Annotated in this window: 23 protein-coding genes; 17 read left to right on the top strand and 6 right to left on the bottom strand. The window is 71.0% G+C overall.

Translation table 11 applies throughout. The features are described 5' to 3' along the window. Positions 1–6 precede the first annotated feature (6 nt). From IEZ17_RS27265 to IEZ17_RS27245, 5 genes are all read left to right on the top strand, one after another. Positions 7–1,227 carry an NADP-dependent isocitrate dehydrogenase gene (locus tag IEZ17_RS27265; RefSeq protein WP_189304579.1) on the top strand — a complete coding sequence of 407 codons (1,221 nt, stop codon included), beginning with the start codon at positions 7–9 and terminating at the stop codon, positions 1,225–1,227. A gap of 414 nt (positions 1,228–1,641) precedes the next feature. Next, the gene (locus tag IEZ17_RS27260; RefSeq protein ID WP_189304576.1) at positions 1,642–2,631 is read left to right on the top strand and encodes a malate dehydrogenase; all 990 of its coding nucleotides are present in this window, start codon (positions 1,642–1,644) and stop codon (positions 2,629–2,631) included. Between the two features lie 216 nt (positions 2,632–2,847). Continuing rightward, positions 2,848–4,743, top strand: coding sequence for an AbeC-like domain-containing protein (locus IEZ17_RS27255; RefSeq protein WP_189304575.1), 1,896 nt, complete (start codon positions 2,848–2,850; stop codon positions 4,741–4,743). Further along, the gene (locus tag IEZ17_RS27250) at positions 4,730–5,143 is read left to right on the top strand and encodes a hypothetical protein (RefSeq protein ID WP_373299951.1); all 414 of its coding nucleotides are present in this window, start codon (positions 4,730–4,732) and stop codon (positions 5,141–5,143) included. Before IEZ17_RS27255 ends, IEZ17_RS27250 begins: the two co-directional genes overlap by 14 nt. A gap of 6 nt (positions 5,144–5,149) precedes the next feature. After that, entirely contained in the window at positions 5,150–6,142 is a 993-nt protein-coding gene (locus IEZ17_RS27245; protein ID WP_189304573.1) for a serine/threonine kinase C-terminal domain-containing protein, read from the top strand. A 48-nt stretch (positions 6,143–6,190) separates the two neighbouring features. Here the strand turns inward: IEZ17_RS27245 and IEZ17_RS27240 are convergent, their stop codons facing one another. Beyond that, on the bottom strand, positions 6,191–6,400 hold the full coding sequence (locus IEZ17_RS27240) for a DUF5988 family protein (protein ID WP_189304572.1): 210 nt from the start codon (positions 6,398–6,400) through the stop codon (positions 6,191–6,193). A gap of 87 nt (positions 6,401–6,487) precedes the next feature. Next, positions 6,488–7,282 carry a hypothetical protein gene (locus IEZ17_RS27235; protein ID WP_189304568.1) on the bottom strand — a complete coding sequence of 265 codons (795 nt, stop codon included), beginning with the start codon at positions 7,280–7,282 and terminating at the stop codon, positions 6,488–6,490. A 222-nt stretch (positions 7,283–7,504) separates the two neighbouring features. Between IEZ17_RS27235 and IEZ17_RS27230 the strand changes: the two genes are divergently transcribed. From IEZ17_RS27230 to IEZ17_RS27205, 6 genes are all read left to right on the top strand, one after another. Further along, entirely contained in the window at positions 7,505–9,022 is a 1,518-nt protein-coding gene (locus IEZ17_RS27230; RefSeq protein ID WP_189304566.1) for an aldehyde dehydrogenase family protein, read from the top strand. 73 nt (positions 9,023–9,095) lie between these two features. Continuing rightward, a complete protein-coding gene (locus IEZ17_RS27225) occupies positions 9,096–10,637 on the top strand; it encodes a GMC family oxidoreductase (protein WP_189304564.1) in 1,542 nt (513 codons plus the stop codon). Continuing rightward, a complete protein-coding gene (locus IEZ17_RS27220; protein WP_189304563.1) occupies positions 10,637–11,806 on the top strand; it encodes a quaternary amine ABC transporter ATP-binding protein in 1,170 nt (389 codons plus the stop codon). The genes IEZ17_RS27225 and IEZ17_RS27220 overlap by 1 nt, the downstream gene beginning before the upstream one ends. After that, complete coding sequence (locus tag IEZ17_RS27215) at positions 11,806–11,976, top strand: hypothetical protein (protein ID WP_189304561.1); 171 nt, start codon at positions 11,806–11,808, stop codon at positions 11,974–11,976. Before IEZ17_RS27220 ends, IEZ17_RS27215 begins: the two co-directional genes overlap by 1 nt. After that, a complete protein-coding gene (locus IEZ17_RS27210) occupies positions 11,973–13,970 on the top strand; it encodes an ABC transporter permease (RefSeq protein WP_189304559.1) in 1,998 nt (665 codons plus the stop codon). The genes IEZ17_RS27215 and IEZ17_RS27210 overlap by 4 nt, the downstream gene beginning before the upstream one ends. Before the next feature lie 2 nt (positions 13,971–13,972). Then, a complete protein-coding gene (locus IEZ17_RS27205) occupies positions 13,973–14,962 on the top strand; it encodes an ABC transporter substrate-binding protein (RefSeq protein ID WP_189304557.1) in 990 nt (329 codons plus the stop codon). Positions 14,963–15,026: 64 nt separating this feature from the next. On the opposite strand, the gene IEZ17_RS27200 is transcribed toward IEZ17_RS27205, so the two are convergent. Further along, a complete protein-coding gene (locus IEZ17_RS27200; protein WP_189304555.1) occupies positions 15,027–15,215 on the bottom strand; it encodes a DUF397 domain-containing protein in 189 nt (62 codons plus the stop codon). After that, positions 15,212–16,042: a helix-turn-helix domain-containing protein gene (locus tag IEZ17_RS27195; protein WP_189304553.1), complete on the bottom strand. Its 831-nt coding sequence runs from the start codon at positions 16,040–16,042 to the stop codon at positions 15,212–15,214. Before IEZ17_RS27195 ends, IEZ17_RS27200 begins: the two co-directional genes overlap by 4 nt. A 109-nt stretch (positions 16,043–16,151) precedes the next feature. On the opposite strand from IEZ17_RS27195, the gene IEZ17_RS27190 reads away from it, so the two are divergent. The 6 genes from IEZ17_RS27190 (at position 16,152) to IEZ17_RS27165 (ending at position 19,199) form a co-directional block, all read left to right on the top strand. Continuing rightward, a complete protein-coding gene (locus IEZ17_RS27190; protein ID WP_189304551.1) occupies positions 16,152–16,370 on the top strand; it encodes a hypothetical protein in 219 nt (72 codons plus the stop codon). A gap of 208 nt (positions 16,371–16,578) precedes the next feature. Continuing rightward, on the top strand, positions 16,579–16,806 hold the full coding sequence (locus IEZ17_RS27185) for a hypothetical protein (protein ID WP_189304549.1): 228 nt from the start codon (positions 16,579–16,581) through the stop codon (positions 16,804–16,806). Then, positions 16,784–17,308 carry a DUF6879 family protein gene (locus IEZ17_RS27180; protein ID WP_189304547.1) on the top strand — a complete coding sequence of 175 codons (525 nt, stop codon included), beginning with the start codon at positions 16,784–16,786 and terminating at the stop codon, positions 17,306–17,308. The genes IEZ17_RS27185 and IEZ17_RS27180 overlap by 23 nt, the downstream gene beginning before the upstream one ends. Positions 17,309–17,328: 20 nt before the next feature. Beyond that, on the top strand, positions 17,329–18,177 hold the full coding sequence (locus tag IEZ17_RS27175; RefSeq protein ID WP_229852696.1) for a helix-turn-helix domain-containing protein: 849 nt from the start codon (positions 17,329–17,331) through the stop codon (positions 18,175–18,177). Between the two features lie 85 nt (positions 18,178–18,262). Then, entirely contained in the window at positions 18,263–18,706 is a 444-nt protein-coding gene (locus IEZ17_RS27170) for a UCP032817 domain-containing protein (RefSeq protein WP_189304543.1), read from the top strand. Positions 18,707–18,770: 64 nt separating this feature from the next. Next, positions 18,771–19,199, top strand: coding sequence for a hypothetical protein (locus tag IEZ17_RS27165; RefSeq protein WP_229852695.1), 429 nt, complete (start codon positions 18,771–18,773; stop codon positions 19,197–19,199). A gap of 55 nt (positions 19,200–19,254) precedes the next feature. Here IEZ17_RS27165 and IEZ17_RS27160 read toward each other — a convergent pair whose 3' ends face one another. Beyond that, complete coding sequence (locus IEZ17_RS27160; protein ID WP_189304541.1) at positions 19,255–20,001, bottom strand: BPL-N domain-containing protein; 747 nt, start codon at positions 19,999–20,001, stop codon at positions 19,255–19,257. A gap of 6 nt (positions 20,002–20,007) precedes the next feature. Further along, positions 20,008–23,490 (bottom strand): Pls/PosA family non-ribosomal peptide synthetase (locus IEZ17_RS27155; protein ID WP_229852694.1); only part of this gene is annotated, 3,483 nt, incomplete at its 5' end.

The following is a 23,490-nucleotide window of genomic DNA, read 5'->3' as shown; positions in this document are numbered from 1 at the left end:
CGCCTCATGGCCAAGATCAAGGTTGCCAACCCCGTCGTCGAGCTCGACGGCGACGAGATGACCCGCATCATCTGGTCGTCGATCAAGGACCGGCTGATCCTCCCGTACCTCGACATCGAGCTGAAGTACTTCGACCTGGGCATCGAGCACCGGGACGCCACCAGCGACCAGGTGACCGTCGACGCCGCGCACGCCATCAAGGAGCACGGCGTCGGCGTGAAGTGCGCCACGATCACGCCGGACGAGGCGCGGGTCGAGGAGTTCCACCTCAAGGCGATGTACCGCTCGCCGAACGGCACCATCCGCAACATCCTCGGCGGCGTGATCTTCCGCGAGCCGATCATCATGGAGAACGTGCCGCGGCTGGTCCCGGGCTGGACCGAGCCCATCGTCGTCGGCCGCCATGCCTTCGGCGACCAGTACCGCGCCACCGACCTCAAGGTCCCCGGCGCCGGCACCCTCACCCTGGCCTTCGCCCCGAAGGACGGCAGCGAGCCGATCGAGCTGGAGGTCCATGAATTCCCGGGCCCCGGCGTCGCGCTGGCCATGTACAACCACGACGACTCGATCCGCGACTTCGCGCGGGCCTCGTTCCGCTACGGGCTGGACCGCGGCTACCCGGTCTACCTGTCCACGAAGAACACGGTCCTGAAGAAGTACGACGGCCGGTTCAAGGACCTCTTCCAGGAGGTCTTCGACAACGAGTTCCGGACCGGGTTCGACGCCAAGGGGCTGACGTACGAGCACCGGCTGATCGACGACATGGTCGCCATGGCGCTCAAGTCGTCCGGCGGCTACGTCTGGGCCTGCAAGAACTACGACGGCGACGTCCAGTCGGACGTCGTCGCGCAGGGCTTCGGGTCGCTCGGACTGACGACGTCGGTCCTGATGTCCCCGGACGGGCGGACCATCCAGGCGGAGGCGGCGCACGGCACCGTCACCCGCCACTACCGCCGGCACCAGCAGGGCAAGCCCACCTCCACCAACCCGATCGCCTCCGTCTACGCCTGGACCCGCGGGCTCGCCCACCGCGGCCGGCTCGACGACACCCCCGAGGTCATCCGCTTCGCCAGGGCGCTGGAGCGGGTCTGCGTGGAGACCGTCGAGGGCGGCCAGATGACCAAGGACCTGGCCCTCCTGATCGGCCCGGCGCAGCCCTGGCTGACCACCGAGCAGTTCCTGGACGCCCTGGACGCCGGGCTCCAGAAGGCGATGGCGCCCGCCTGAGGCGCGCCGGAGGCCCGCCGGCTGGCCGGGATTCGCCGTTCGCGGCGGCCGGGCCGGCGGCCGGGGGATTGCCCTTGCGGATACCGGGCATGCGCTCGAATACCCCCCACGGGTGTGGCACAGGCCGGTGGCCGCTCGCGCTCCCTCCACAGCGGGCGGCCACCGCACCGCCGCAGGGGACCGGCCGGGGCGTACGCCGGGCCGGTGGCCGCCCCGGTGAGACGGCTCCGGGGCCGGTGAGGTGGCCGGTGAGGTGTCCCACACCGGCCCGTCGTCGGGGCCGGGCGGGGGTCCGATAGCCTGACGGCCGGGTCTCTCGATACCAAGAGACCTCGATAGATGGGCAGGGACACCCACCGCCACCCAAGGTGGTCCAGGGGCTTGCCCCCGGAAAACACCGCGCAGGAGATCGCCATGACCCGCACTCCCGTCAATGTCACCGTCACCGGCGCCGCCGGCCAGATCGGTTACGCACTCCTCTTCCGCATCGCTTCCGGTCATCTGCTCGGCGCGGACGTGCCGGTCAAGCTGCGCCTCCTGGAGATCCCGCAGGGCCTGAAGGCCGCCGAGGGCACCGCGATGGAGCTCGACGACTGCGCCTTCCCGCTGCTCCGGGGCATCGACATCTCGGACGACCCGAACGTGGCCTTCGACGGCGCCAACGTCGCGCTCCTGGTCGGCGCCCGCCCCCGTACGAAGGGCATGGAGCGCGGTGACCTCCTGGAGGCCAACGGCGGCATCTTCAAGCCGCAGGGCAAGGCCATCAACGACCACGCCGCGGACGACATCAAGGTCCTGGTCGTCGGCAACCCGGCGAACACCAACGCCCTGATCGCCCAGGCCGCCGCCCCGGACGTACCGCGCGAGCGCTTCACCGCGATGACCCGCCTGGACCACAACCGCGCCGTCTCGCAGCTCGCGCAGAAGACCGGCACGCCGGTCTCCGAGATCCACCGCCTGACCATCTGGGGCAACCACTCGGCCACCCAGTACCCGGACATCTTCCACGCCACGGTCGCCGGCAAGAACGCCGCGGAGACCGTCAACGACGAGAAGTGGCTGGCCGACACCTTTATCCCGACCGTCGCCAAGCGCGGCGCGGCGATCATCGAGGCCCGCGGCGCGTCCTCCGCCGCCTCGGCCGCCAACGCCGCCATCGACCACGTCCACACCTGGGTCAACGGCACCGCCGACGGCGACTGGACCTCCATGGGCATCCCCTCGGACGGCTCCTACGGCGTCCCGGAGGGCCTGATCTCCTCCTTCCCCGTCACCACCAAGGACGGCGCGTACGAGATCGTCCAGGGCCTGGAGATCAACGACTTCTCCCGTGAGCGCATCGACGCCTCGGTCAAGGAGCTGGCCGAGGAGCGCGAGGCCGTCCGCGGTCTCGGCCTCATCTGAGCCACCCCAGCGGCCCCGACGAGCCCGCACGGTCCCAACGGCCGTGCGGGCTCAACCGTTTGACGGCCCGAATCGCGGTGCGCCGCGCGGCGCGCTCCTCTATGCTGCGGCTTCCTTGCCACGTACGGGTGAGAGCGGCGCGCTGCCGGAACAGCGCCCGCACACCGGCGCGTTGAGGCGGGTGGTCAGTCGGTACAGCGGTGACGGGGGAGGCCGATGAGCGGTATGGATGTGTCTGCGCAGCCGGAGGAGCCGGACGGTCCACCACGGCTGCGCAAGGGCCCGCCCGAGGGTTCGGGCGGGAAATCCGCGGGCGCCGCGCCGGCCGCCGCGTCCCTCCCACCGGTCCTGCCCGTTCCGCCGGCCGCCAGCGACGCCACCCGCCTGCTGTGCGCCGGCACGTACATGGACGAGGCGTTCCGGGACGCCGTCATCGACGAACTGTACGTCCACGAGGAGCGGTTCGCCGCGCCGTCCCTGGGCATCGACGCCGCCCGGGTGCTCGCCCACGCCCTGCGCGCCCGCCGCCTCGAACTGGGCTGGGCGGCGCTGATGCTGCTCGTCTGGATCGTGGCCCTCCCGCTGTCGCAGTGGCTGGCGGCGGCCTATCTCGTCCCGGTCGTCCTGCTGGGGCTCGGCCGCTTCGTCCGCCGGGCGCCGCTCCCGGAGTGGCTGGCCCGCGGCCTGTCCTTCCTCTTCCGCTGGTACGGCCGCCTCTCGCTGACCCTCCTCGTGGTGGGGCTGGCGGTGGCGGCGTTCAGCGGGGACGATGCCGTGACGAGCTTCGCGTCCCCGCTCTCCTGGCTGCTGGAGAACCTCTTCTCCGGCTCCTCGGGGTCCGGCGCCCTCGGCGGCGCCTTGGGGCCGGGCTCCTATGCCGGCCTCGGCTCCGCCGCGACCGTGACTGGTTCCTCCGGCTCGTCCGGCTTCGCCGCGCTGTTCCCGGTCTGGGTCGCGCTGCTGCTGCCGGTGGTGCTGGCCGTGCTGGTTGCGTTGCAGCGCGGCCGGTTCGCCCATGCGCTGGCCCGTGAACTGTCCCGGGAGCGCTTCCCGGACGTGCTGTCCGACCCCGCCGAGCAGGCCGAGGGCATCCGCTTCCAGCGGCTGCGGCACCGTGTCCGGGCCGAGCAGCACGGACCGCTGGTGATGTACCGCGCCGCCGACCCGTTCTGCGGTGCCGGCGAGGCGTTCAAACCCTGGTCGCTCTCGGTGGAGCTGGTCCCCCGGACCGACCGCGCGCCCGAACCGCTCGACAACGGCGCGATCCTGGCCCGTATCGTCCCGCTGGTCGAGGCGCTGCGCGTGCCGTCCGGGTCACCGGAGACGGCGCCGGCGGTGCGCGACCGGCTGCGCGCCCTGGAGATCGACGAGTGCGTCTTCCTCCCCGCCGAGGGGCTGCCGACCCGCGCGGCGGCACCGTACGACCCCGCGGCGTTCGAGGCCCACCGGGCCGCCGCGCTGGAGGAGGGCGGCGAGACCCGCCGGCACTTCCTGCGGATCAGGGTCGGCGGCTGGAACGAAGGCGTGGTCACCACCGTCTTCGTGCGGGTCCACTCCCAGGGCGGCATGCTGATGATGGAGGTCGCCCCGCATGTGCTGTGGCCGCTGCGCCAGCTCTTCCAGGACGCCGACCGGATCGCCCACCGCTACCGCCACCACGACCACTTCGGCACGGCGGTCTGGGCGCTGACCCACACCCCGCGCGCCGCCGGCGAGGCCGTCCTCACCCTGCTGCGCGGGCTGCGGTCCACCTGGCGGCTGCTCACCGGCGGAAACGGCGGCGCCCTCCCCGAGGGGCCCGCCGCCTCGGTCCGTGAGCTGGGCTCCTTCGGCGAGGCATCGCTGTTCCAGGACATGGACGTGGCCCGCTATCTGAAGACCATTCAGGCCCGGGTGGCGGCCGGGGTCACCACCGCGCTGCACGACGCCGGCTATCGGACCGACGAATTCGAGCAGCGGATCGTCAATGTCGCCGAGGGCGGTGTCTACGTCGAGTCCGCACAGGGCGCCGTGGGCATCGGCGACCACAACACCCTCGTCAGCAACGGCGACAACACCATCCAGCGCGATTCCGCGTCCAAGAAGGGCAGGCCCCAGCGTGGCAACGGCTGACGCACCCGGCAACGGCGCACACGACGGCAACGACACGTCCGGCACGGGCATCCACGGGATCCACATCGGCAGCGTCCAGGGCGCCTTCGCCATCGGCAACCACAACACCGTCACCCACCACCAGGGCTCCGCCCCCGCCCCCGACCCGGCGCAGCAGGAACTCCTCCAGGCCGTCCGCGCCCTGCGCGAGGACCTCGAACGGCTCGTGGGCAGCCCCGAGATCACCGCCCTGACCGCCCAACTCGCCGACACCGAAGGCGAGATCACCGACACCGGCGCCGCCGCCCCCGGCCGCCTGGCCCGGCTGCGCACCGCGCTGACCGACGCCGGCTCCGTCGTCGGCCTGCTGTCCTCCGGGGCCTCGGTCGTCCAGGCGGTCAGTGCCCTCCTGGGAGGCTGACCGGCCATGCCCGACGGATCCACACCGCGCTGGAACGACGAGACCCAGTCCTGGGAGACCGGGCCCCCGCGCCCCGTCCACCCGTACACGGGCCCCGTGCCGCCCCGCCCGACGACCACCCCGTCCGCGGACCGCGCGGCGTCCGGTGCCGGCGCCCCGCCGCCCGACGTGCCCTGGCCGCCGTTCGCCTCGTCCGGCACCCCGGCCCCGCCGACCGCCGGGTCCGCTGTCCCGCCCGCGCCCGAGTCGCCGTTCCCGCCTGCCCACGAGTCGCCGTTCCCGCCCGCGCCCGAAGCTCCCTTCCCGCCCTTCCCGCCCGCCCCGGGCACCGGTCGCCGTACGAGAGCCCTCATCGCCGCGGCGGTGGTGGCGGTCCTGGCCATCGGTGCCGGCGGCGCCTACCTCCTCTTCCGCGCCCCGGACCGCCCGCCCGCCGCCCACCCGCCCACCTCGTCCGTCTCCGTCTCCGTCACCGCCCCCGTCACCGCCCCCACGGCGCCCGCCACCGGCGGCACCGCGCCCGGTGTGCCGACCGCCTCGCCCACGGCCTCCGTCGCCCCGGCGGGCTACCACCTCGTCCACGACACCAAGGGCTTCACCCTCGCCGTCCCCGACGGCTGGCAGCGCGACGAGCGGTCCACCGGCGTCTTCTACACCTCGGCGGACTCCCGCTATCTGCTCCAGATCTTCCAGATCACCGAACCGAACCTCACCCCCCAGCAGGCCCTGGAGCAGGCGTCCCAGGGGCTCGCCGGCAACCCCGGCTACCGGCAGATCAGCCTCGGCCCGCTCTCCGGGCCCCCCGGCCCCAGCGGCTCCCAGCTGGTCTACGCCTACGACAGCGACCGGCTCGGCATCCGCGTCCAGGCCGTCGACACCGCGTTCACCGCCGCGGACGGCCGGCAGTTCGCGGTCCTCGTCCTGGGGCCGGCCACGGACTGGCCCCGGCAGCAGGAGACCGAGCGCACGGCCCTGGAGTCCTTCGCCCCCACGAGCTGATCCGGCGGCCGGCCCGCGGGCCGACCGCCGGGCACGGAGCTGTCGGCGCTATCCCGGCAGCTCCGTGCGCTCCCACCACTCGTAGACGGGCAGCCGCCCCTGGGCCGTGTCCCACTCCCGCTTCGTGATCCGGAAGTGCTCGTAGCCACCGCGGTACGGAACCTTCAGATCGCCCCCGTCCGGATCCACCTCGACGATCCGCTCCGGGATGCCCTCGGGGCCGCCTTGAAGTACTGCCTTCGGTGCCTTGCTCGCCATGCCCGCAGTGTCTCGCGCCCCTCGCACCCCCGCCACCGACGGCTCGCCGGGCGTTACCCGAGCAGCCCTGTGGGCGGGGCGGGCGGGTCAGACGCTCTGGAGGGGGCCCTCCAGAGCCGAGATGTCGGCGGTGGCGCCGGGACCGGGGGTGTGGGAGGGGACCGGCCGGCCGTAGTCGCTGAGCTGGATGGTGCCGGTCTGGTGGTCGATCTCGGTGACGAGTTTCCGGGGGTAGTGCCTGCCTTCGATGGCGACGTAGACGGTCTGGGCGGCGTCGCGGGTCGTCTCGGTGACGGGGAGGACGGGGGTCCCTTCCTCGGTGGTCGGCCTGCCCTTGGTGAGGGTGAACGAGGGGGACGACGACGGGGAGGGGGGAGGGGCGGACGGCTCGGGGGTGGCGACGACCTCCTGCTGGAAGTCGCGGAGGTTGCAGGCGGCGGTCAGGCCCCGGAGGAAGGCGTCGTCGGTGGTGCCGTGCAGGAAGCGGTCCTGGTAGACCCTGGCGGCGGCGGTGCCGTCGCCGCCGGGGAGCTGGCTCTTCCAGAAGGCGGCGTCGGGCTTCAGCCAGACGTCCTTGCCGCGCTTGATCAGGTCGACCCGGCCGAGCGGGCCCCGGCTGATGTGGCCGGCGCAGTTGCCGTCGCGGTCCAGCGTGAGATCGAGCCGGGTGGGGTCGGTGCTGGTCGCGCTGCGCAGACGCAGGGATTTCGCGGCGAGGAGCTCGTGCAGGGCGTCGTCGGAGATCTGCTGGGCCGTCTTGTCCGCGAGGTCGCCCTCGCTGCCGGAGTCGTCGGCCGCTGCCGTGGCGCCGCCGCCGACGGTCGCGGCGACGAGGGCTGCGCCGCAGGTCAGGGCGGTGAGGGTGCGACGGGTGCCGGTCATCTCGCTACCTCCGGTCCCGAGGGAATCCCGTGAGGGCATACGGCTAATCAGGGTACGTTCCGGGCGAATCGGGCGCATGCGGAGCGGCTCGCGTGACTCGGGTCACTTTCCGTGGATGTTTGGGCATAGGTGGAGGGCTTTCGGGGAGGGGTTCCCGTTGCTGACTGAATCCCTGGTGTCAGCGGCGAGAACGCATCGGTAACTGGAAGGCAGAAAATCGACGTGTCGGCAACCGAGACAAGCGCGACCATTCACGTAGGCGGGGAGTGGCTGACGGCCGCGTCCGGCGCCACGCGGGAGGTCCTGGACCCCGCCGACGCGACGACGCTCCAGCTGGTGGCCGAGGGCGGTGCCGAGGACGCCGACGCGGCGGTCGCGGCGGCCAGGCGGGCCTTCGACGGCGGCGCCGGCGCCTGGCCGCGTACGGCGGTGGCCGAGCGTGCCGCGCTGCTGCGCCGGGTCGCCGACCTGCTCCAGCGCGACCGCGAGGAGATCGCGCTGATCGAGAGCCGGGACACCGGCAAGACGCTGGAGGAGGGGCGGGTCGACGTCGACGACGTGACCAACGCCTTCCGCTACTTCGCCGACCTCGTGGTGAACGAGAGCGGCGGACGGGTCGTCGACGCCGGGTCGGCGGATGTGCACAGCGTCGTGGTGCACGAGCCGGTCGGCGTGTGCGCGCTGATCACGCCCTGGAACTACCCGCTGCTCCAGGCCAGTTGGAAGATCGCGCCGGCGCTGGCGGCCGGCAACACCTTTGTGATCAAGCCCAGTGAGGTCACCCCGCTGTCGACCGTCCACCTGATCGGGCTGCTGATCGAGGCGGGGCTCCCGGCCGGCGTCGCCAACATCGTCACCGGGGCCGGGCTGCCGGTCGGGCAGCGGCTCGCGGAGCACCCGGACGTGGACCTGTTCTCGTTCACCGGCGGGCTGGCCAGCGGTACGAAGGCGGGCGCGGCGGCGGTCTCCGGCGCCAAGAAGATCGCCCTGGAGCTGGGCGGGAAGAACCCGAACGTGGTGTTCGCCGACGCCTGCGCGACCGACGAGGGCTTCGACACCGCCGTCGACCAGGCGCTGAACGCGGCGTTCATCCACAGCGGGCAGGTCTGCTCGGCCGGCGCCCGGCTGATCGTCGAGGAGTCCGTACGGGACCGCTTCGTCGCCGAACTGGCCCGCCGCGCCGAGAAGATCAAGCTGGGCCGCGGCACCGCCGAGGGCGTCGAGTGCGGCCCGCTCGTCTCACAGCAGCAGCTGGAGAAGGTCGAGGCGTACGTCGTCTCGGCGCTGGCCGAAGGAGCGCAGCTGCGCTGCGGCGGCGCCCGCCCCGAGCCGAGCGACGTCCGGCCGGCCGGCGGCTACTTCTACGCGCCGACCGTGCTCGACGGCTGCCACCGCGAGATGACGGTGGTCCGCGAGGAGACGTTCGGCCCGATCCTGACCGTGGAGACCTTCACCACCGAGGACGAGGCCGTCGCGCTCGCCAACGACACCGAATACGGGCTGGCCGGCGCGGTCTTCTCCGCCGACACCGCGCGCGCCCGCCGGGTCGCCGCCCGGCTGCGGCACGGCACCGTATGGATCAACGACTACCACCCCTACCTGCCGCAGGCGGAGTGGGGCGGCTTCGGCAAGTCCGGCATCGGAAGGGAGCTGGGCCCCTCCGGGCTCGACGAGTACCGCGAGAGCAAGCACATCTACGAGAACCTCCGGCCGGAGCCGGTGCGCTGGTTCGCGGGCTGACCCCCGCACGTCCCTGGCAGCCCCCTCGACTCCCGGACCCCGCGCACCTTTTGCAGTAAGGAGCACACCCCTCATGCCCGTGTACGACTATGTCGTTGTCGGCGGTGGCACCGCCGGTTCCGTCATCGCCTCCCGCCTCACAGAGGACCCCGGCATCACCGTCGCGGTGATCGAGGGAGGCCCCTCCGACATCGACCGTGAGGACGTCCTGACGCTGCGCCGCTGGCTCGGCCTGCTCGGCGGCGACCTCGACTACGGCTACACCACCACCGAGCAGCCGCGCGGCAACTCGCACATCCTGCACAGCCGCGCCAAGGTGCTCGGCGGCTGTTCCTCGCACAACACGCTGATCTCCTTCAAGCCGCTGCCGTCCGACTGGGACGAGTGGGAGGCGGCCGGCGCCACCGGCTGGGGCGCAGCCGACATGGACCCGTTCTTCGGCAAGCTCCGCAACAACATCGTGCGGGTGGCGAAGAAGGACCAGAACCAGATCGCCACCGACTGGGTCGAGGCGGCGCAGACGGCGCTCGGCGTGCCGGAGGTCGTGGGCTTCAACGACCGGCCCTTCGACGAGGGCGTCGGCTTCTTCGACCTCTCGTACCACCCGGAGAACAACAAGCGGTCGTCCGCCTCCGTCGCCTACCTCCACCCGCACATGGAGGCCGGCGACCGGCCCAACCTCACGCTGCTGCTGGAGACCTGGGCCCACCGGCTGGAGCTGGACGGCACCCGCGCCAAGGGCGTCCACGTCCGCACCAAGGACGGCGAGGAGGTGTACGTCGAGGCCGCGCGCGAGGTGCTGGTGTGCGCGGGCGCGGTGGACACCCCGCGGCTGCTGATGCACTCCGGCATCGGGCCCCGGAAGGACCTGGAGGCGCTGGGCATCGACTGCGTACTGGACCTGCCGGGCGTCGGGGAGAACCTGATCGACCACCCGGAGTCGGTGATCGTGTGGGAGACCAACGGGCCGATCCCGGGGAACTCCGCGATGGACTCGGACGCCGGGCTGTTCGTCAAGCGGGACCCGGAGCACCAGGGCCCGGACCTGATGTTCCACTTCTACCAGATCCCGTTCACCGACAACCCCGAGCGGCTGGGCTACGAGCGCCCCGAGCACGGTGTGTCGATGACCCCCAACATCCCCAAGTCCCGCGCCCGCGGCCGGCTCTACCTCACCTCCGCGGACCCCGAGGCCAAGCCCGCCCTGGACTTCAGGTACTTCGAGGACGAGGGCGACTACGACGGGCAGACCCTCGTCGACGGCATCAAGCTGGCCCGCAAGGTCGCCCAGGCCGAGCCGTTCGCCAAGTGGCTCAAGCGGGAGGTCTTCCCCGGGCCCGAGGTCACCGACGACGCGGAGATCGGTGAGCTGGTGCGCAAGGCCGCGCACACCGTCTACCACCCGGCGGGCACCTGCAAGATGGGCGCCGCCGACGATGAACTCGCCGTTGTTGACCCGGAGTTGAGGATCCGGGGACTTGACGGCATCCGGATCGCCGACGCGTCGGTATTCCCGACGATGCCGGCGGTCAATCCGATGATTGGCGTGCTCATGGTGGGGGAGAAGTGCGCCCACATGCTTCACGCGACCCCGACCCAAGGAGGTGATGCGTGATGGCCACCACCTCCGTCGGCGCATCCGATGTGCCCAACCCCCGTAAGAACGACGGAAACAGCCGCAACAGCAACAACACCGACACCGCGGCGAACGGCGGGCCGGACGAGCGGCCCGTGGTGTTCTCCGTGCGGCACCTGTGGAAGGTCTTCGGGCCGAAGGCCGACCGCATTCCGGACGACGCCGACGCCGCCGGGCTGAGCGCCCAGGAACTGCGCGAGAAGACCGGCTGCACCGCCGCCGTGCGCGATGTCTCCTTCGACGTCCACAAGGGCGAGGTCTTCGTCGTCATGGGGCTCTCCGGCTCCGGCAAGTCCACCCTCGTACGGTGCCTGACCCGCCTGATCGAGCCGACCAGCGGCAAACTGGAGATGGACGGCGAGGACGTCCGCGCCATGGACCGCGGCGCGCTGCGCGAACTGCGCCGCCGCCGGGCCGCCATGGTCTTCCAGCACTTCGGCCTGCTGCCGCACCGCTCGGTCGTCGACAACGTCGCCTACGGCCTGGAGATCCAGGGCATGGGCAAGGCGAAGCGCCGCGAGAAGGCCGCCGAGATGGTCGACAAGGTCGGCCTCGCCGGACTGGAGAAGCGCCGCCCCGGCCAGCTCTCCGGCGGCCAGCAGCAGCGCGTCGGCCTGGCCCGCGCGCTCGCCGTGGACCCCGAAGTCCTGCTGTTCGACGAGCCGTTCAGCGCGCTCGACCCGCTCATCCGGCGCGACATGCAGGAGGAGGTCGTCCGCCTGCACCGCGAGGAGGGGCGGACCATGGTCTTCATCACCCACGACCTCGCCGAGGCGCTGCGGGTCGGCGACCGGATCGCGCTGATGCGCGACGGCCGGATCGTCCAGCTCGGCACCCCCGAGGAGATCGTCGGCTCGCCGGCCGACGACTACGTCCGCGACTTCGTCCGGGACGTCCCGCGCGAGCAGGTGCTGACCGTGCGCCGCGCGATGCGCCCCGCCGAGGACGGCGAGGACGGCGACGGCCCGGCGCTCGCCCCCGACACGCTGATCTCCGACGCCATCGAGACGGTCGCCCGCACCGGCGGCCCGGTCCGCGTCGTGGACGGCACCCGCTGCCTCGGCATCGTCGACCACGCCTGTCTGCTGAACGTGGTCGCCCGCCTCCAGGGCCCGCAGCACGACGAGCACGGTGAGGTGGCCGCCTGATGTACGCCGTAGCCTCTCACCGCGGCGCCGCCCGCGCCGTCACCCCCCGCGCCCCCGCCGCCGGCCGCCGCGCCCGGCTGCGCGCCGCCCTGCTGCGCCACTGGCGCGAGGCCCAGCGCGCCGCCGCGATGAACATGCCGACGGGCACCGTGAAGCGGGGTCGGGCATGAGTACCGCAGCACCCACCACCACGCCCGGCGCGCTGGGCTCCGCCGACCGGCTCGGTCCGGCGGCGGCCCTGCTGCGCCGCCGCGGCCTCGCCAAGCTCCTGCTGCTCGCCGTCGCCGCGGCGGTCCTGGTCCCGCTCGTCCAGGCGAAGTGGTCCGGCGCCGCCTGGCCCGGCGCACTGACCGTCGACGTCTCCGGCCCGCTCGGCAAGACCAGCGACTGGATCATCAACAACCGTGACAGCCACTGGCTGTTCGTGTACTTCCTCGGCCACCTCAGCAACGCCGTGGTGATCTCCGTACGCGCCGTCTACCTGCTGCTGCTCGCGCTGGGCTGGACGGGCGTGACCGCCGGTCTGACGCTGCTGGCCTGGCGGGTCGCCGGCCTCCGGATCGCCGCCACCGCGCTGGTCTCCTTCCTGGTCAGCGGGCTGCTCGGGATGTGGATCCCGACGATGCAGACGCTCGCCCTGATGGTCGTGGCGGTCGCCGCCTCCGTGGCCGTCGGTGCGCTGCTCGGCCTCGCCGCCGGCCTCTCCGACCGCCTCTTCCGCATCCTGCGCCCGGTCCTCGACACCATGCAGGTGCTCCCCGCCTTCGCCTACCTGCTCCCCGTCGTGCTGGTCTTCGGCATCGGCGTACCGGCCGCGCTGCTGGCCACCGTCGTCTACGCGGCGCCGCCGATGGCGCGGCTGACCGCGCTCGGACTGCGCGGCGCGGACGCCGGCGTCCTGGAGGCCGCCTCCTCGCTCGGCGCCACCGGACGCCAGCGGCTGCTCACCGCCCGGCTCCCGCTCGCCCGCAAGGAACTCCTCCTCGGCGTCAACCAGACGATCATGATGGCGCTGTCCATGGTCGTGATCGCCTCGATGATCGGCGCGGCCGGCCTCGGCGACCGCGTCTACCAGGCGCTGGCCTCCGTGGACGTCGGCTCCGCGCTCGCCGCCGCCATCCCGATCGTGCTGCTCGCCATCGTCATGGACCGCACCACCGCGGCGGCCGGCGAACGTCTGGGCGCCAACACCGGTGCCACCGGCCCCACGTGGCTGCGCGGCTGGCCCGCCTGGGCCGGGATCGCGGTGCTCACCGCCGCGTTCGCGCTCGCCGGCCGGCTGGCCGGCTCGGCGGTCTGGCCGTCCGGTGCGACGGTGGCCATCGCCCGCCCGGTCAACGACTTCAAGGAGTGGATGGTCGGCCACCTCTACTCCGGCGTCCCCGTCGTCGGGGGCACCGCCGACTGGGCCGCGCACTTCACCAACTGGGTGCTCAACCCGCTGCGCAACGGCCTGACCGCGCTGCCCTGGTACGGCGTGCTGCTCGTCGTCGCCGCCCTGGCCTGGCTCATCGGCACCTGGCGCACCGCCCTGACCGCCGTCCTCGCGATGGCCGCCATCGGCGTACTGGGTGTGTGGAACCCGTCCATGGACACCCTCTCCCAGGTCCTCGCCGCCCTGGTGGTGACCCTGGCACTGGGCTTCGGCATCGGCATCCTGGCCGCCGGCAGCAAGCGCTTCGAGGCGCTGCTGCGCCCGGTCCTGGACGTGATGCAGACGATGCCGCAGTTCGTCTACCTCATCCCGGTCGTGGCGCTGTTCGCCGTGGGCCGCGCCCCCGCCGTCGCCGCCGCCGTGGTCTACGCCCTGCCGGCCGTCATCCGCATCACCACCCAGGGCCTGCGGCAGGTCGATCCCGCCGCCATGGAATCCGCCCGCTCCCTCGGCGCCACCCGCTGGCAGACCCTCCGGCAGGTCCAACTCCCGCTGGCCCGGCCCGCGTTGCTGCTCGCCGTGAACCAGGGCGTGGTGCTCGTCCTCGCCGTCGTCATCATCGGCGGCCTGGTCGGCGGCGGCGCCCTCGGCTACGACGTCGTCACCGGCCTCTCCACCGGCAACCTGGCCCTCGGCCTGGTCTCGGGCGTCGCCATCGTCTGCCTGGGCCTGATGCTCGACCGGGTCACCCAGCCGACGGAACGGCGGACGACGGGGAAGGGAGCCTGACCATGACCCGTACACGCATCAAGCTCGTGGCCACCTCGGCGGCGACGGCCGGAGCCCTGCTCCTGGCCCTCTCCGCCTGCGGCAAGGCCGACATGACCAAGCAGGCGTCGCCGTTCGCGGCGGCCAAGGGCTCCAAGTCCGTCACGCTCTCCGTGCAGACGTGGGTCGGCGCCCAGTCCAACGTCGCGGTCGCCAAATACCTCCTGGAGCACCAACTGGGCTATCACGTCGACACCGTTCAGGTGGACGAGATCCCCGCCTGGGACGCGCTCAGCCAGGGCCGCGTCGACGCGATCCTGGAGGACTGGGGCCACCCCGACCAGGAGAAGCGCTACGTCCAGGACAAGAAGACGATCACGGCGGGCGGCGGCAACGGCGTCACCGGCCACATCGGCTGGTGGGTCCCCAAGTACTGGGCCGACGCCCACCCCGACGTCCTCAACTGGAAGAACCTCAACAAGTACGCCGACCAGCTCCGCACCTCGGAGAGCGGCAGCAAGGGCCAGCTGATGGACGGCTCGCCGTCCTATGTCACCAACGACAAGGCGCTGGTGAAGAACCTGGGCCTCAACTACCAGGTGGTCTTCGCCGGTTCGGAAGCGGCGCAGATCACCCAGATCCAGCAGTTCGCCAAGCAGAAGAAGCCCTTCCTGACGTACTGGTACGAGCCCCAGTGGCTCTTCAACCAGGTGCCGATGGTGGAGGTCAAACTCCCCAAGTACACCGACGCCTGCGCGGCGAAGGGCACCAAGGACCCGCAGTCCATCGACTGCGCGTATCCGACCACGCCCCTCCAGAAGTACTTCAACACCGACTTCGCCAAGAGCGGCAGCTCCGCGGTGGCGTTCCTGAAGAACTTCAGCTGGGACAAGAAGGACCAGAACGAGGTCTCCGAAATGATCGCCTCGAACGGCCTCTCCGCCGACGAGGCGGCCAAGCGCTGGGTGCACGAGCACCCGGACGTGTGGAAGCGGTGGCTGCCGAAGAAGTAGCTACTGGTTGGGAGTTGCTGTGAGCGCTTGGGCGGGGCCGTCGCGGACGGTCCCGCCCAAGCGCTTACTTGGCCACGGTGCCGATGAACGCGGACCAGGCGGAGCGTGTCATCTCGACCACGGGACCGTCACTCAGCTTGCTGTCCCGTATGAGGACGTGGGGCTGATTGTCGGCGACCTCGACGCAGTCATTGCCGACGCCTCCGCTGTAGGAGGACTTGTGCCAGTTGGGAGGGGGAGGGGTCTGGCTCACTTGGACCTCTTCACTACTTCGTGGATCTTGTCCGTGGATGCCTCAGCAGTCAACGAGCTGGCGGCGAACCGGTCATAGATCCGCTGGTACTTGATGACTTCTGCGGCATCTTCAGAGTAGCTACCAGTGAGAAATCCCTCCGTGTACGCCCCTCTGGCTCCGTTGGGAAGAGTCAGGACTGCAATGGTTCCAATGATGTGCCCAGTGATGTGCCCAGCACCGAACGGCAGAACTTGGATGGTGATGTTGGGCGACCCCTGCGCTTCCAGCAGTCGCTCCAGCTGAGGAGCCGTTGCCCGGTAGAGGGCGGCTTCGTCGATGACGGCCGACATCCAGGGCGGGTCAGCCTGCTCCCACAGCTTCTGCCGCGCCATGCGCTGCTCAACATAAGAATCGAGGTCTGTGGGGTCTCCGGCCTGTCCAGTAAGCAGCAGCTCGCGAATGTAGTCAGGAGTCTGGAGCAAGCCCGGAACAATGGATCCTGCGGTGTGGATTATCCGGGCCTTGTCCTGACGCCTCAGATACGTCTTCGCGTAGTCCAGAACCGTGCCCTGCTCCAAGATCCTGACCAGGTCCACCAGGCAGTCCCTGGGCAGGTCGAGCACCGACTCCAACTTGCCCGCCAGGTCCCTGTCCGGCGGCACGTCTCCCGTTTCCACCTCGGAGATACGCGTCTGACTCACGAACACCCGCTTGGCCAGGTACGACTGGGACCACTCACAGCCCTCGGCCTTGGCCCTGGCCTTGTCCACACGGGCATCTCTCACCTTGCTGCCGATGTACTGCTCAAGCCCCTCCCCGGGGTCCACTTCCCTGACTCGTGGCATATGCCCTTCACCTCGATCACGCTCCGGCACTCAGCTACTGGTGACGATAGACCCATCGCAGCAGTCTGGTCGCAGACAGTAGCGATAAGAGCCCTGGGGGAGAACCACGGTGACAGGTACGGGAGTTCGGACCGCAGACCAGGAAGCGGACGACATGTGCAGGCGGCTGCACGAAGCCTTGCGCGGTGCCGGATTCAACGCCGAGCCGCCGCTTGTCGCGACCGTCAGTACGACTCGCGGTGTGATGGTGGACAAGATCGTGCCCCCGCTCCTCCTGCTCCACCAGGCCGAGAGGCTGTGCACGATCCTGGAGGCGGACCGGCGGTGAGCGAGAAGAAGCCGGCGGGTGACCCCGGGGACCTCGGCGAGAAGGTCAAGAAGATCAACAACGATACGAAGCGGCGGCCCAAGTGATGTGGCGCCAGGTCGATCGCTGCCTCACGATCGTGCAAGTCCGTGCAAGGTGAGTGCGCCCCAGGATGAGGCGGGTGCAAAATCGCACGCAGAGATCGTCTTCTTCGAGCGAGGAGGTCATCATGGCGCTGCACAAGCTCGGCAAGGACCCTGAGAGCAAGGACGGGGGCTCCCCCACGGTCTACCTGGACGATGAGAGCAACAGCTACCTTGTACAGGGATTCAAGGTCACAGACACGAAACGCCGGTCCCAGATGGACATCCCGGGGCACGAAGACGTAGTGGAGATCCCGCGGCGCATGGTTCAGTTCTTCCTGGAGGCAAAGGGTGACGAAGCCCCCAACGTTTGAGGACCTGTTGGCCTCGACTCAGCGTTCCGCCATTCACCTGGAGATGCGCGACGGGTACATGGAGTCCGACCCGAGCTTCATCGCCTGGAAGGCGGGAAAGCGCAACCTTCCGGAGGACAACGAGCCCGAACGGCGCCGATGGCTCACGTGGGTCCGACAGGCGACAGACCGCGGGGCTGTGATCCGGAGAGCGCGGGTCTTCTCGGTACCCGAGTCGGACTACCTCCGGTTCGAGCACCATGTCTCCGACGCCAACGTAAGGGCGGGCGAGCAGATCGCCTGGCTTCCCCGTCGCCGAGCGACAGATATCGCTTTCCCTGGCAACGACTTCTGGGTCTTTGACAACGAACTTGTCCTGGTCCTGCACTTCACCGGAGACGGAGAGAGCCCGGAAGACTGGATGGAGCTGACGACCGATCCGAAGATTCGTGACCTGTGCGTCAGCGCCTTCGAAGCCGTATGGGAACGCGCCATCCCGCACTCGGAGTATCGCCCGGTCTGACGAGACCGGACGACGCCCCGGTGCCCAACTCCCCCTATTCTGCCGCCCAGGCAGCCCGCCATGCCCTGGGGCAACGGCTCAAAGAGATCCGGAAATCTAACGGCATGACGGCACGGGCCTTTGCGGCCCGTGCCGGCTGGAGTGAGTCCAAGGCGTCCCGGATCGAGAACGGCAAGACCTTCCCGGCAGACGCAGACTTGCGCGCCTACGCCGAATTGTGTGGCGCCCCCGAGGCGTATCCGGATCTCCTTGCCGCCGCTCACGGCATCGAAGGGATGTACGTTGAGTGGCGGAGGCTCCAGCGTGACGGCATGCGGCATGCCCAACAAGCCCACGTTTCGCTTTACGAACGAACCGAGCACTTTCGTATCTACGAGCCGAGCGTCATTCCCGGCATCTTGCAGACCAGGAACTATGCACGAGCCATCATGGGCACCATTTCTGCCTTCCGGCACCTACCTGACGACGTGGACGCAGCGGTCGATGTGCGCATGAGGCGTCAGCACATACTACGAGATGCGGGGCGGCGCTTCGGAATCATCCTGGAAGAAGCTGCATTGCGTGCCCGGTTCGGCAACTCCGATGTGATGGCCGCACAGCTTGGACACCTGTTGACCGTGACCTCTCGGCAACAAGTGAGCCTCGGCATCGTTCCGTTCACGGTCAACCGCCGCATGTGGCCGCTGGAAGGCTTCTGGATCTTCGGCAACGAGCAAGTGCTCATCGAGCTTGCCACTGCACAAGTAACCGTGAAGCAGCCGAGCGAAATCGAGACCTACGAGCGTATGTTTTCCGAGCTGGTCTCGATTGCCAGGTACGGCAAGCACGCCCGAGCCCTGATCGCAGAAGCCATCCACGCGCTCGGGTGAATGCGCGCAAGTACGCGCAAGTTCTTGGACCGTCCCCCTCTGCCTTCCCTACCTTCGGGACAGTCCGTGGAAGGGAAGAGAAACCATGACAGTCGCTTCAGAGCAGTCGGTCAAGCCCCGGCAAGGTCGGCATCTCGTCTCGCCGGAGCTGTTTGAGCGCCTGGTGGACTTCTGCGCCGAGGAGTACGGCCTTGAGCGCTGTGTCGCCGAATGCGTCCAGAGCGAGGCCATCGCCATGTGCTACGTCATGGGCAGCACCAACGCCGGTGACGAGATGGCTCCGAGCAAGCAGGTGGACGCCGGTTGGCACATCTTCATGCTCCACACGGAGGAGTACGCCGACTGGTGTCAGGAGAACTTCGGCTATTTCCTCCACCACAGGCCGAACAGCAAGGTGCGCACCCGTGCCCTCATGACCGATGTGGTCGGGCGCCTCAAGGCACAGGGCTTCGAGGCGGACGAGCGGCTGTGGGGTACCGCGGCCGACTGCAACCCTCCGGCCTGCTGTGGAGACGGCCCCTGCTGCTAGGTAGTTCACGCAGGCGTCCGGGCCCACCGGCCCGGACGCCGGCCCGTCCCCAGGAGGAATCCGCGTGCCGGAAGCCGCCCACAAGGGCACAGGCAGGGTCACGGCGTTCTCGATGTTCGGCCCCGTGTTCGGCTACGCGTCGAGACTCGTGGACGACCAGCAGGTTGCGTACATCGGCCCGCTGACGCCCGGCGTGCAGTGGCCAAAGCTCTGGCAGATGGCGGCTCGATGCTGTCGCGAGTCGGCGCAGGAGCGGGAGCACGCGCAGTGGATCGTCACTCAGGCGACTCGCGCCTTCGTCATGCACGCCGACCTCGTCGCGCAACTGCTCGGCGCCGACTGGTATATGGATGGCGGCGGACGCCGAATCGACGTCGGCGGCTGGTCGAACCACGATGCCTTGAACACGGGAAGCATGACCGTGCCCGACCTCACGCCCGAGCAGGTCTCGACGAAGCACACGTACTACCCCCACTACTTCGACGACTGCTGAGGGTACGCCGCGTCGCACACAAACCTTCAACGTGACGGCACGGCACGGTATTTGGTCAGGACAGCAGCTCGTCCACCAAGTCCACCCCCAGGTCCCGGGTCTGGTGGACCGTGAGGCCCTCGTCGAGGAACCAGTCGTCGGTGGCCTCGGGGTGGGGGCCGACCACGCCTACCTTGCCGGCGCCGTACGGGGCGACGAGGGCGGCGACGGTGCCGTTCGGGTAGGTGGCGAGCACGGTGGCGTCGGCGCCGGGGTCGAGGATGAAGTGCGGGCCGTCCTGGAAGAAGACGGTGCGGGGGACGCCGCGCCACCGGGTCTCCACTACGGTGTCGCGGTCGTGGTCGACGGTGGCGCCCGGCGTGACGATGTACTGGTCGGTGTCGCCGGGGAGCAGGTCGAAGCCGGGGTCGTCACCGGCCAGGTAGCCGCCAAGACAGAAGCCGAGGTAGTGGCCGCCGCCGTGGACGTAGGCGCGGATCTCGTCGGTGTGCTTCTTCATGCGGCGGTAGGCGGGGGCGAGGGAGCCGCCGCCGGGCTGGGCGTAGAGGTGAGCATGCGCCAGGGACGCGGCGGAGAGCGGGATCTCCTCGTGCGGGCCGGTGTAGCGGACGTCGAGGTTCCAGGGGCCGGAGCTGAGGAGCGAGGCGACCGCCTCGGAGCAGCCGGCGGGCCGGGCGGCCGGGCCCCGGTAGACGAGGGCCAGGGGGCGTCCGCCGGGCTCGGGGAGCGGCGCGGCGCCGGGCTCTTCCCGGGCGCCGAAGGCGCGGCGGACGGAGTCGAGGAAACCGGTGGCTGGTGGCATGGGTTCTCACCGTGAGTGGCTGTCGGGGCGGGGTGTCAGCTGGGGCGGGGGCGAGGGGTCTGCCGACCGGAGGGCCAGGCCCTGGGCCGGGATGCCGCGCCATGCGGTGCCGGGGGTGAGGTACTCGCCCTTCATCACCAGCGAGAGCGCGTCGAGCCAGACGCCCTCGCCGACCACGCCGTCGTACAGCACGATCGCCCGGGTGCCGACGGTGGCGCCGGCCCGCACGGTGACCTTCGACATCTTCATGACCCGGTCTTCGAACAGATGCGTCTGCAAGCTTACGCCCGCGCCGATCGCCGCGTCGTCGCCCACGTCGACCAGGTCGAACTCGGTGAGGAACGTGGTGCCGATCCAGGTGCGCCGGCCGATCCGGGCCCCGAACAGGCGCAGGACGGGCGGCAGGAACGGGGTTCCGGCGAGGGCGGCGGCGCCGGCCGGGACGGCGGCTGCCTCGTAGAGGCCGGTGACGAATTCGGTACGGCGGACGAACAGGCTCCAGAGGGGTTCGACGCGCGGCCGGTACGTACCGACGACGAGCCACTTGACCGCCGCGCAGTAGGCGATGACCGTCAGGCCGGCGCCCATGAGGAGGACCGGGGCGAGGAGCACGGGCAGGGCCAGGGTCGGGCGGTGGGCGACGCCGGAGAGGGCCAGGAGGGCGAGGAAGGTGGTGACGCCCAGGACGGAGGCGGGCATCGTGGCGCGGAAGTACTCGATGGCCAGCCGCAGGCGGACCGCCGTGCGGGTGGGGCGGAAGGTCAGCTCCTCGGGGAAGTCGCCGCTGCTCTGGCGGTGCGGCAGGAGGATCGCGGGGGAGCCGAGCCAGGAGGTGCCGGCCGGCACGTCGTCCTGGGGCGGGACGGTGCCGACGCCGATCAGGGAGCCGGGCTCGGTTCGCGTCCCGGCCGGCAGGCAGGCGGCGTTGCCGACGAACGCGCGCCGCCCCACCTCGGTCGGCCGGGCGGCGAACTGCCCGCCCGCGAAGGCGGCCGTCCCGACGCCCGCCATGTCGGCGACGAAACTCCCCTCGCCGAGGGTCAGCAGATCAGGGTCGAGGTGCGCGGCGGTGGAGACCTCGGCGCCGCGGCCGATCCGTGCGCCGAGCAGCCGCAGCCAGGGGGCCGTGTAGAGCGTCGCGTAGAGGGAGTTGGTGGCGATCAGGCTGAATTCCAGCAGCTTGTCGGCCAGCCATTTGCGGATGCCGAGGGCGCTGCGGACGGGGTGGCTGCCGACCGGAGACCGGGGCAGGATCAGGCGCTTGGCGAGGGCGACCGCGGCGCAGGCGGTGAGCACGTACAGCGGGCCGCCGAGGAAGAAGACGGTCAGCGCGGCGGGCAGGGTGCCCCAGGCCAGCCAGGTGACCCAGCACAGGGCGGTGCTCGGCAGCACCACGGCGAGGGAGAGGACTTCGAGGAAGCCGAGCCCGAGCAGCGCGGCGGCGAGGTGGCGCGGTCGCCACGCCGGCTGCCGGTCGCCGGCGCGCAGCATCGCCTCCACCTGGGGCGCCAGCATCGCGACCGGCGACGGCGGCGATCCGGCCCAGCGCGTCCCGGCGGGCACCACCTCGCCCTGGCCGATCACCGACTGCTCGCCGAGCCCGGACCCCGCCTCCATGCGGGCGCCCGGTTCGAGGACCGCATGCGCTCCGACGTACGCCCCCGGGCCGATCTCTATCGGGGCGACGGTGACCCAGCCGTCCGCCACGCGCCAGGCGCGCAGGGCGGCGCCGTAGCCGATCGAGGCGTCCGCGCCCACGTGGAGCAGGGCCGGCAGCGGGACGGTGTTGGTGGCGATGGTCGTCCGCGGTCCGATGCGGGCGCCGAGCAGCCGCAGGTAGCCGCTCATGAAAGGGGAGCCGCTCAGCTCGCGGAGGGGACTGACGCTCAGCAGCAGGCCCAGGGCCCAGAGGCGGAGGTAGGTGGTGCCCCAGAGGGGGTAGCGGCCGGGGCGGATGCCGGCGGCGAGGGGGCGGGCGAGGGCCACCGGTACGAGCCAGCGGACGGCGACGTAGCTGATCAGGACGGCGGCCATGGGCGCGACCGGCACCGGCGAGCGGAAGGTGAACGCGCCGCCCCGCCAGGCGAAGACGATGGCCAGGGGGAGGGTGAAGAGGAAGAGGAGTACGTAGAGGGCGCCGGCCTGGGCCAGTCCGGCGGCGGCTATTCGGCCGCTGCCGTGGCGGAGCGGAAGCGGGCGGACCGGCGGGGCCGAGTGCAGCGGGTGCCCGTTGGCGGTGCCGCCGATGCTGCCGATGCTGCCGATGCCGTCGATGCCGCCCGTGCCGCCGGAACTGCCGGTGAGCTCCGGGCTGCTGACGCCCGATGGGCCGGCGATGCCGGCCGCGGTGGCCAGCCGCTCCGCGAGGCGCCGTACGGTCGGGTTCGCGTAGAGGTCGCGCAGCGCGGGGCCGGTGCCGGTCCCGATGCCGCGGCTGCGCAGCAGCGAGACGACCTGCGCGGCGAGCAGCGAGTGCCCGCCGAGTTCGGCGAAGAAGTCCGCCTCGGCCGACAGGCTCTCCGGCGGGATCCCGAACACCTCCGCCCAGACGTCCCGTACCCGGGTCTCCCACTCCCCTTCGGGAGCGACGATCCGGCCGCCGCCGGTCAGCCGGCGGCCGGTCGGCGCGGGCAGCCGCTTGCGGTCCACCTTGCCGCTCGGCATGGCGGGCAGCTGGGGGAGGAAGTCCAGAAAGGGCGGGACCATATAGGCGGGCAGCCGGTGCCTCAGGCGCTGGTGGAGCCGGGCGACGAGGGCGTTCCCGTCGAGGTCCTCGTCGCCGCCGCCCGCCGTGCGGACGATGTACGCGGACAGCTCCCGGTGGTCCCCGGTGCCGTTCCCGTTGCTGTTGCCGTTCCCGTTGCCGCTCACGTGCGGCATCGCGACCAGTGCGGTGGCGGCCTCGGCCACGCCGGGGTCCTCCAGCAGGACGTTGTCGATCTCGCCGAGATCGATGCGGTAGCCGCGGACCTTCACCTCGTCGTCGGCCCGCCCCAGGTACGCGATCTCGCCGTCCGGGGTGATCCGGCCGAGGTCCCCGGTGCGGTAGAGCCGGCTGCCCTCAGGGGCCAGCGGATGCTCGATGAAGCGGTCGGCGGTCAGCTCCGGCCGTCCGATGTAACCGGCGGCGACGCCGGGGCCGCCGACGCAGATCTCCCCGACCGCCCCGTCGGGGACCGCCCGGCGCTGCTCGTCGAGCAGCACCACCGTGTACGTGGGCAGCGGCCGGCCTATGGTGACCGGCCTGCCCGGCCGCAGTTCGGCCACGGTCGCGGTGACGGTGGTCTCGGTCGGCCCGTACGTGTTGAGGATGCGGCGCCCCGGCCGGCTCCACCGCTCGACGAGCTGGGCCGGGCAGGCCTCGCCGCCGACCATGATGCTGCGGATCCGCGGCAGCTCCCGGGGGATGGTCGCCAGCAGCGTCGGCACGCAGTACAGCACGGTGACGGCGCGCTCCTCCAGGGCGTCGGCGAGCTCGGCGCCGAACCG

It is taken from the genome of Streptomyces albospinus, assembly GCF_014648695.1.
Lineage (GTDB): Bacteria > Actinomycetota > Actinomycetes > Streptomycetales > Streptomycetaceae > Streptomyces > Streptomyces albospinus.
The sequence above is the reverse complement of the archived record's forward strand: the minus strand, read 5'-3'. Positions and strand labels throughout refer to the sequence as shown.

What these genes read in the sequence shown, in the direction of transcription:
- IEZ17_RS27205 (WP_189304557.1), top strand. Translation starts at nt 13,973, where the DNA reads ATGACCCGTACACGCATCAAGCTCGTGGCCACCTCGGCGGCGACGGCC.
- IEZ17_RS27195 (WP_189304553.1), bottom strand. Translation starts at nt 16,042, where the DNA reads ATGCCACGAGTCAGGGAAGTGGACCCCGGGGAGGGGCTTGAGCAGTAC.
- IEZ17_RS27245 (WP_189304573.1), top strand. Translation starts at nt 5,150, where the DNA reads ATGCCCGACGGATCCACACCGCGCTGGAACGACGAGACCCAGTCCTGG.
- IEZ17_RS27225 (WP_189304564.1), top strand. Translation starts at nt 9,096, where the DNA reads ATGCCCGTGTACGACTATGTCGTTGTCGGCGGTGGCACCGCCGGTTCC.
- IEZ17_RS27210 (WP_189304559.1), top strand. Translation starts at nt 11,973, where the DNA reads ATGAGTACCGCAGCACCCACCACCACGCCCGGCGCGCTGGGCTCCGCC.
- IEZ17_RS27160 (WP_189304541.1), bottom strand. Translation starts at nt 20,001, where the DNA reads ATGCCACCAGCCACCGGTTTCCTCGACTCCGTCCGCCGCGCCTTCGGC.
- IEZ17_RS27215 (WP_189304561.1), top strand. Translation starts at nt 11,806, where the DNA reads ATGTACGCCGTAGCCTCTCACCGCGGCGCCGCCCGCGCCGTCACCCCC.
- IEZ17_RS27220 (WP_189304563.1), top strand. Translation starts at nt 10,637, where the DNA reads ATGGCCACCACCTCCGTCGGCGCATCCGATGTGCCCAACCCCCGTAAG.
- IEZ17_RS27170 (WP_189304543.1), top strand. Translation starts at nt 18,263, where the DNA reads ATGACAGTCGCTTCAGAGCAGTCGGTCAAGCCCCGGCAAGGTCGGCAT.
- IEZ17_RS27265 (WP_189304579.1), top strand. Translation starts at nt 7, where the DNA reads ATGGCCAAGATCAAGGTTGCCAACCCCGTCGTCGAGCTCGACGGCGAC.
- IEZ17_RS27240 (WP_189304572.1), bottom strand. Translation starts at nt 6,400, where the DNA reads ATGGCGAGCAAGGCACCGAAGGCAGTACTTCAAGGCGGCCCCGAGGGC.
- IEZ17_RS27255 (WP_189304575.1), top strand. Translation starts at nt 2,848, where the DNA reads ATGAGCGGTATGGATGTGTCTGCGCAGCCGGAGGAGCCGGACGGTCCA.
- IEZ17_RS27185 (WP_189304549.1), top strand. Translation starts at nt 16,579, where the DNA reads ATGGCGCTGCACAAGCTCGGCAAGGACCCTGAGAGCAAGGACGGGGGC.
- IEZ17_RS27260 (WP_189304576.1), top strand. Translation starts at nt 1,642, where the DNA reads ATGACCCGCACTCCCGTCAATGTCACCGTCACCGGCGCCGCCGGCCAG.
- IEZ17_RS27235 (WP_189304568.1), bottom strand. Translation starts at nt 7,282, where the DNA reads ATGACCGGCACCCGTCGCACCCTCACCGCCCTGACCTGCGGCGCAGCC.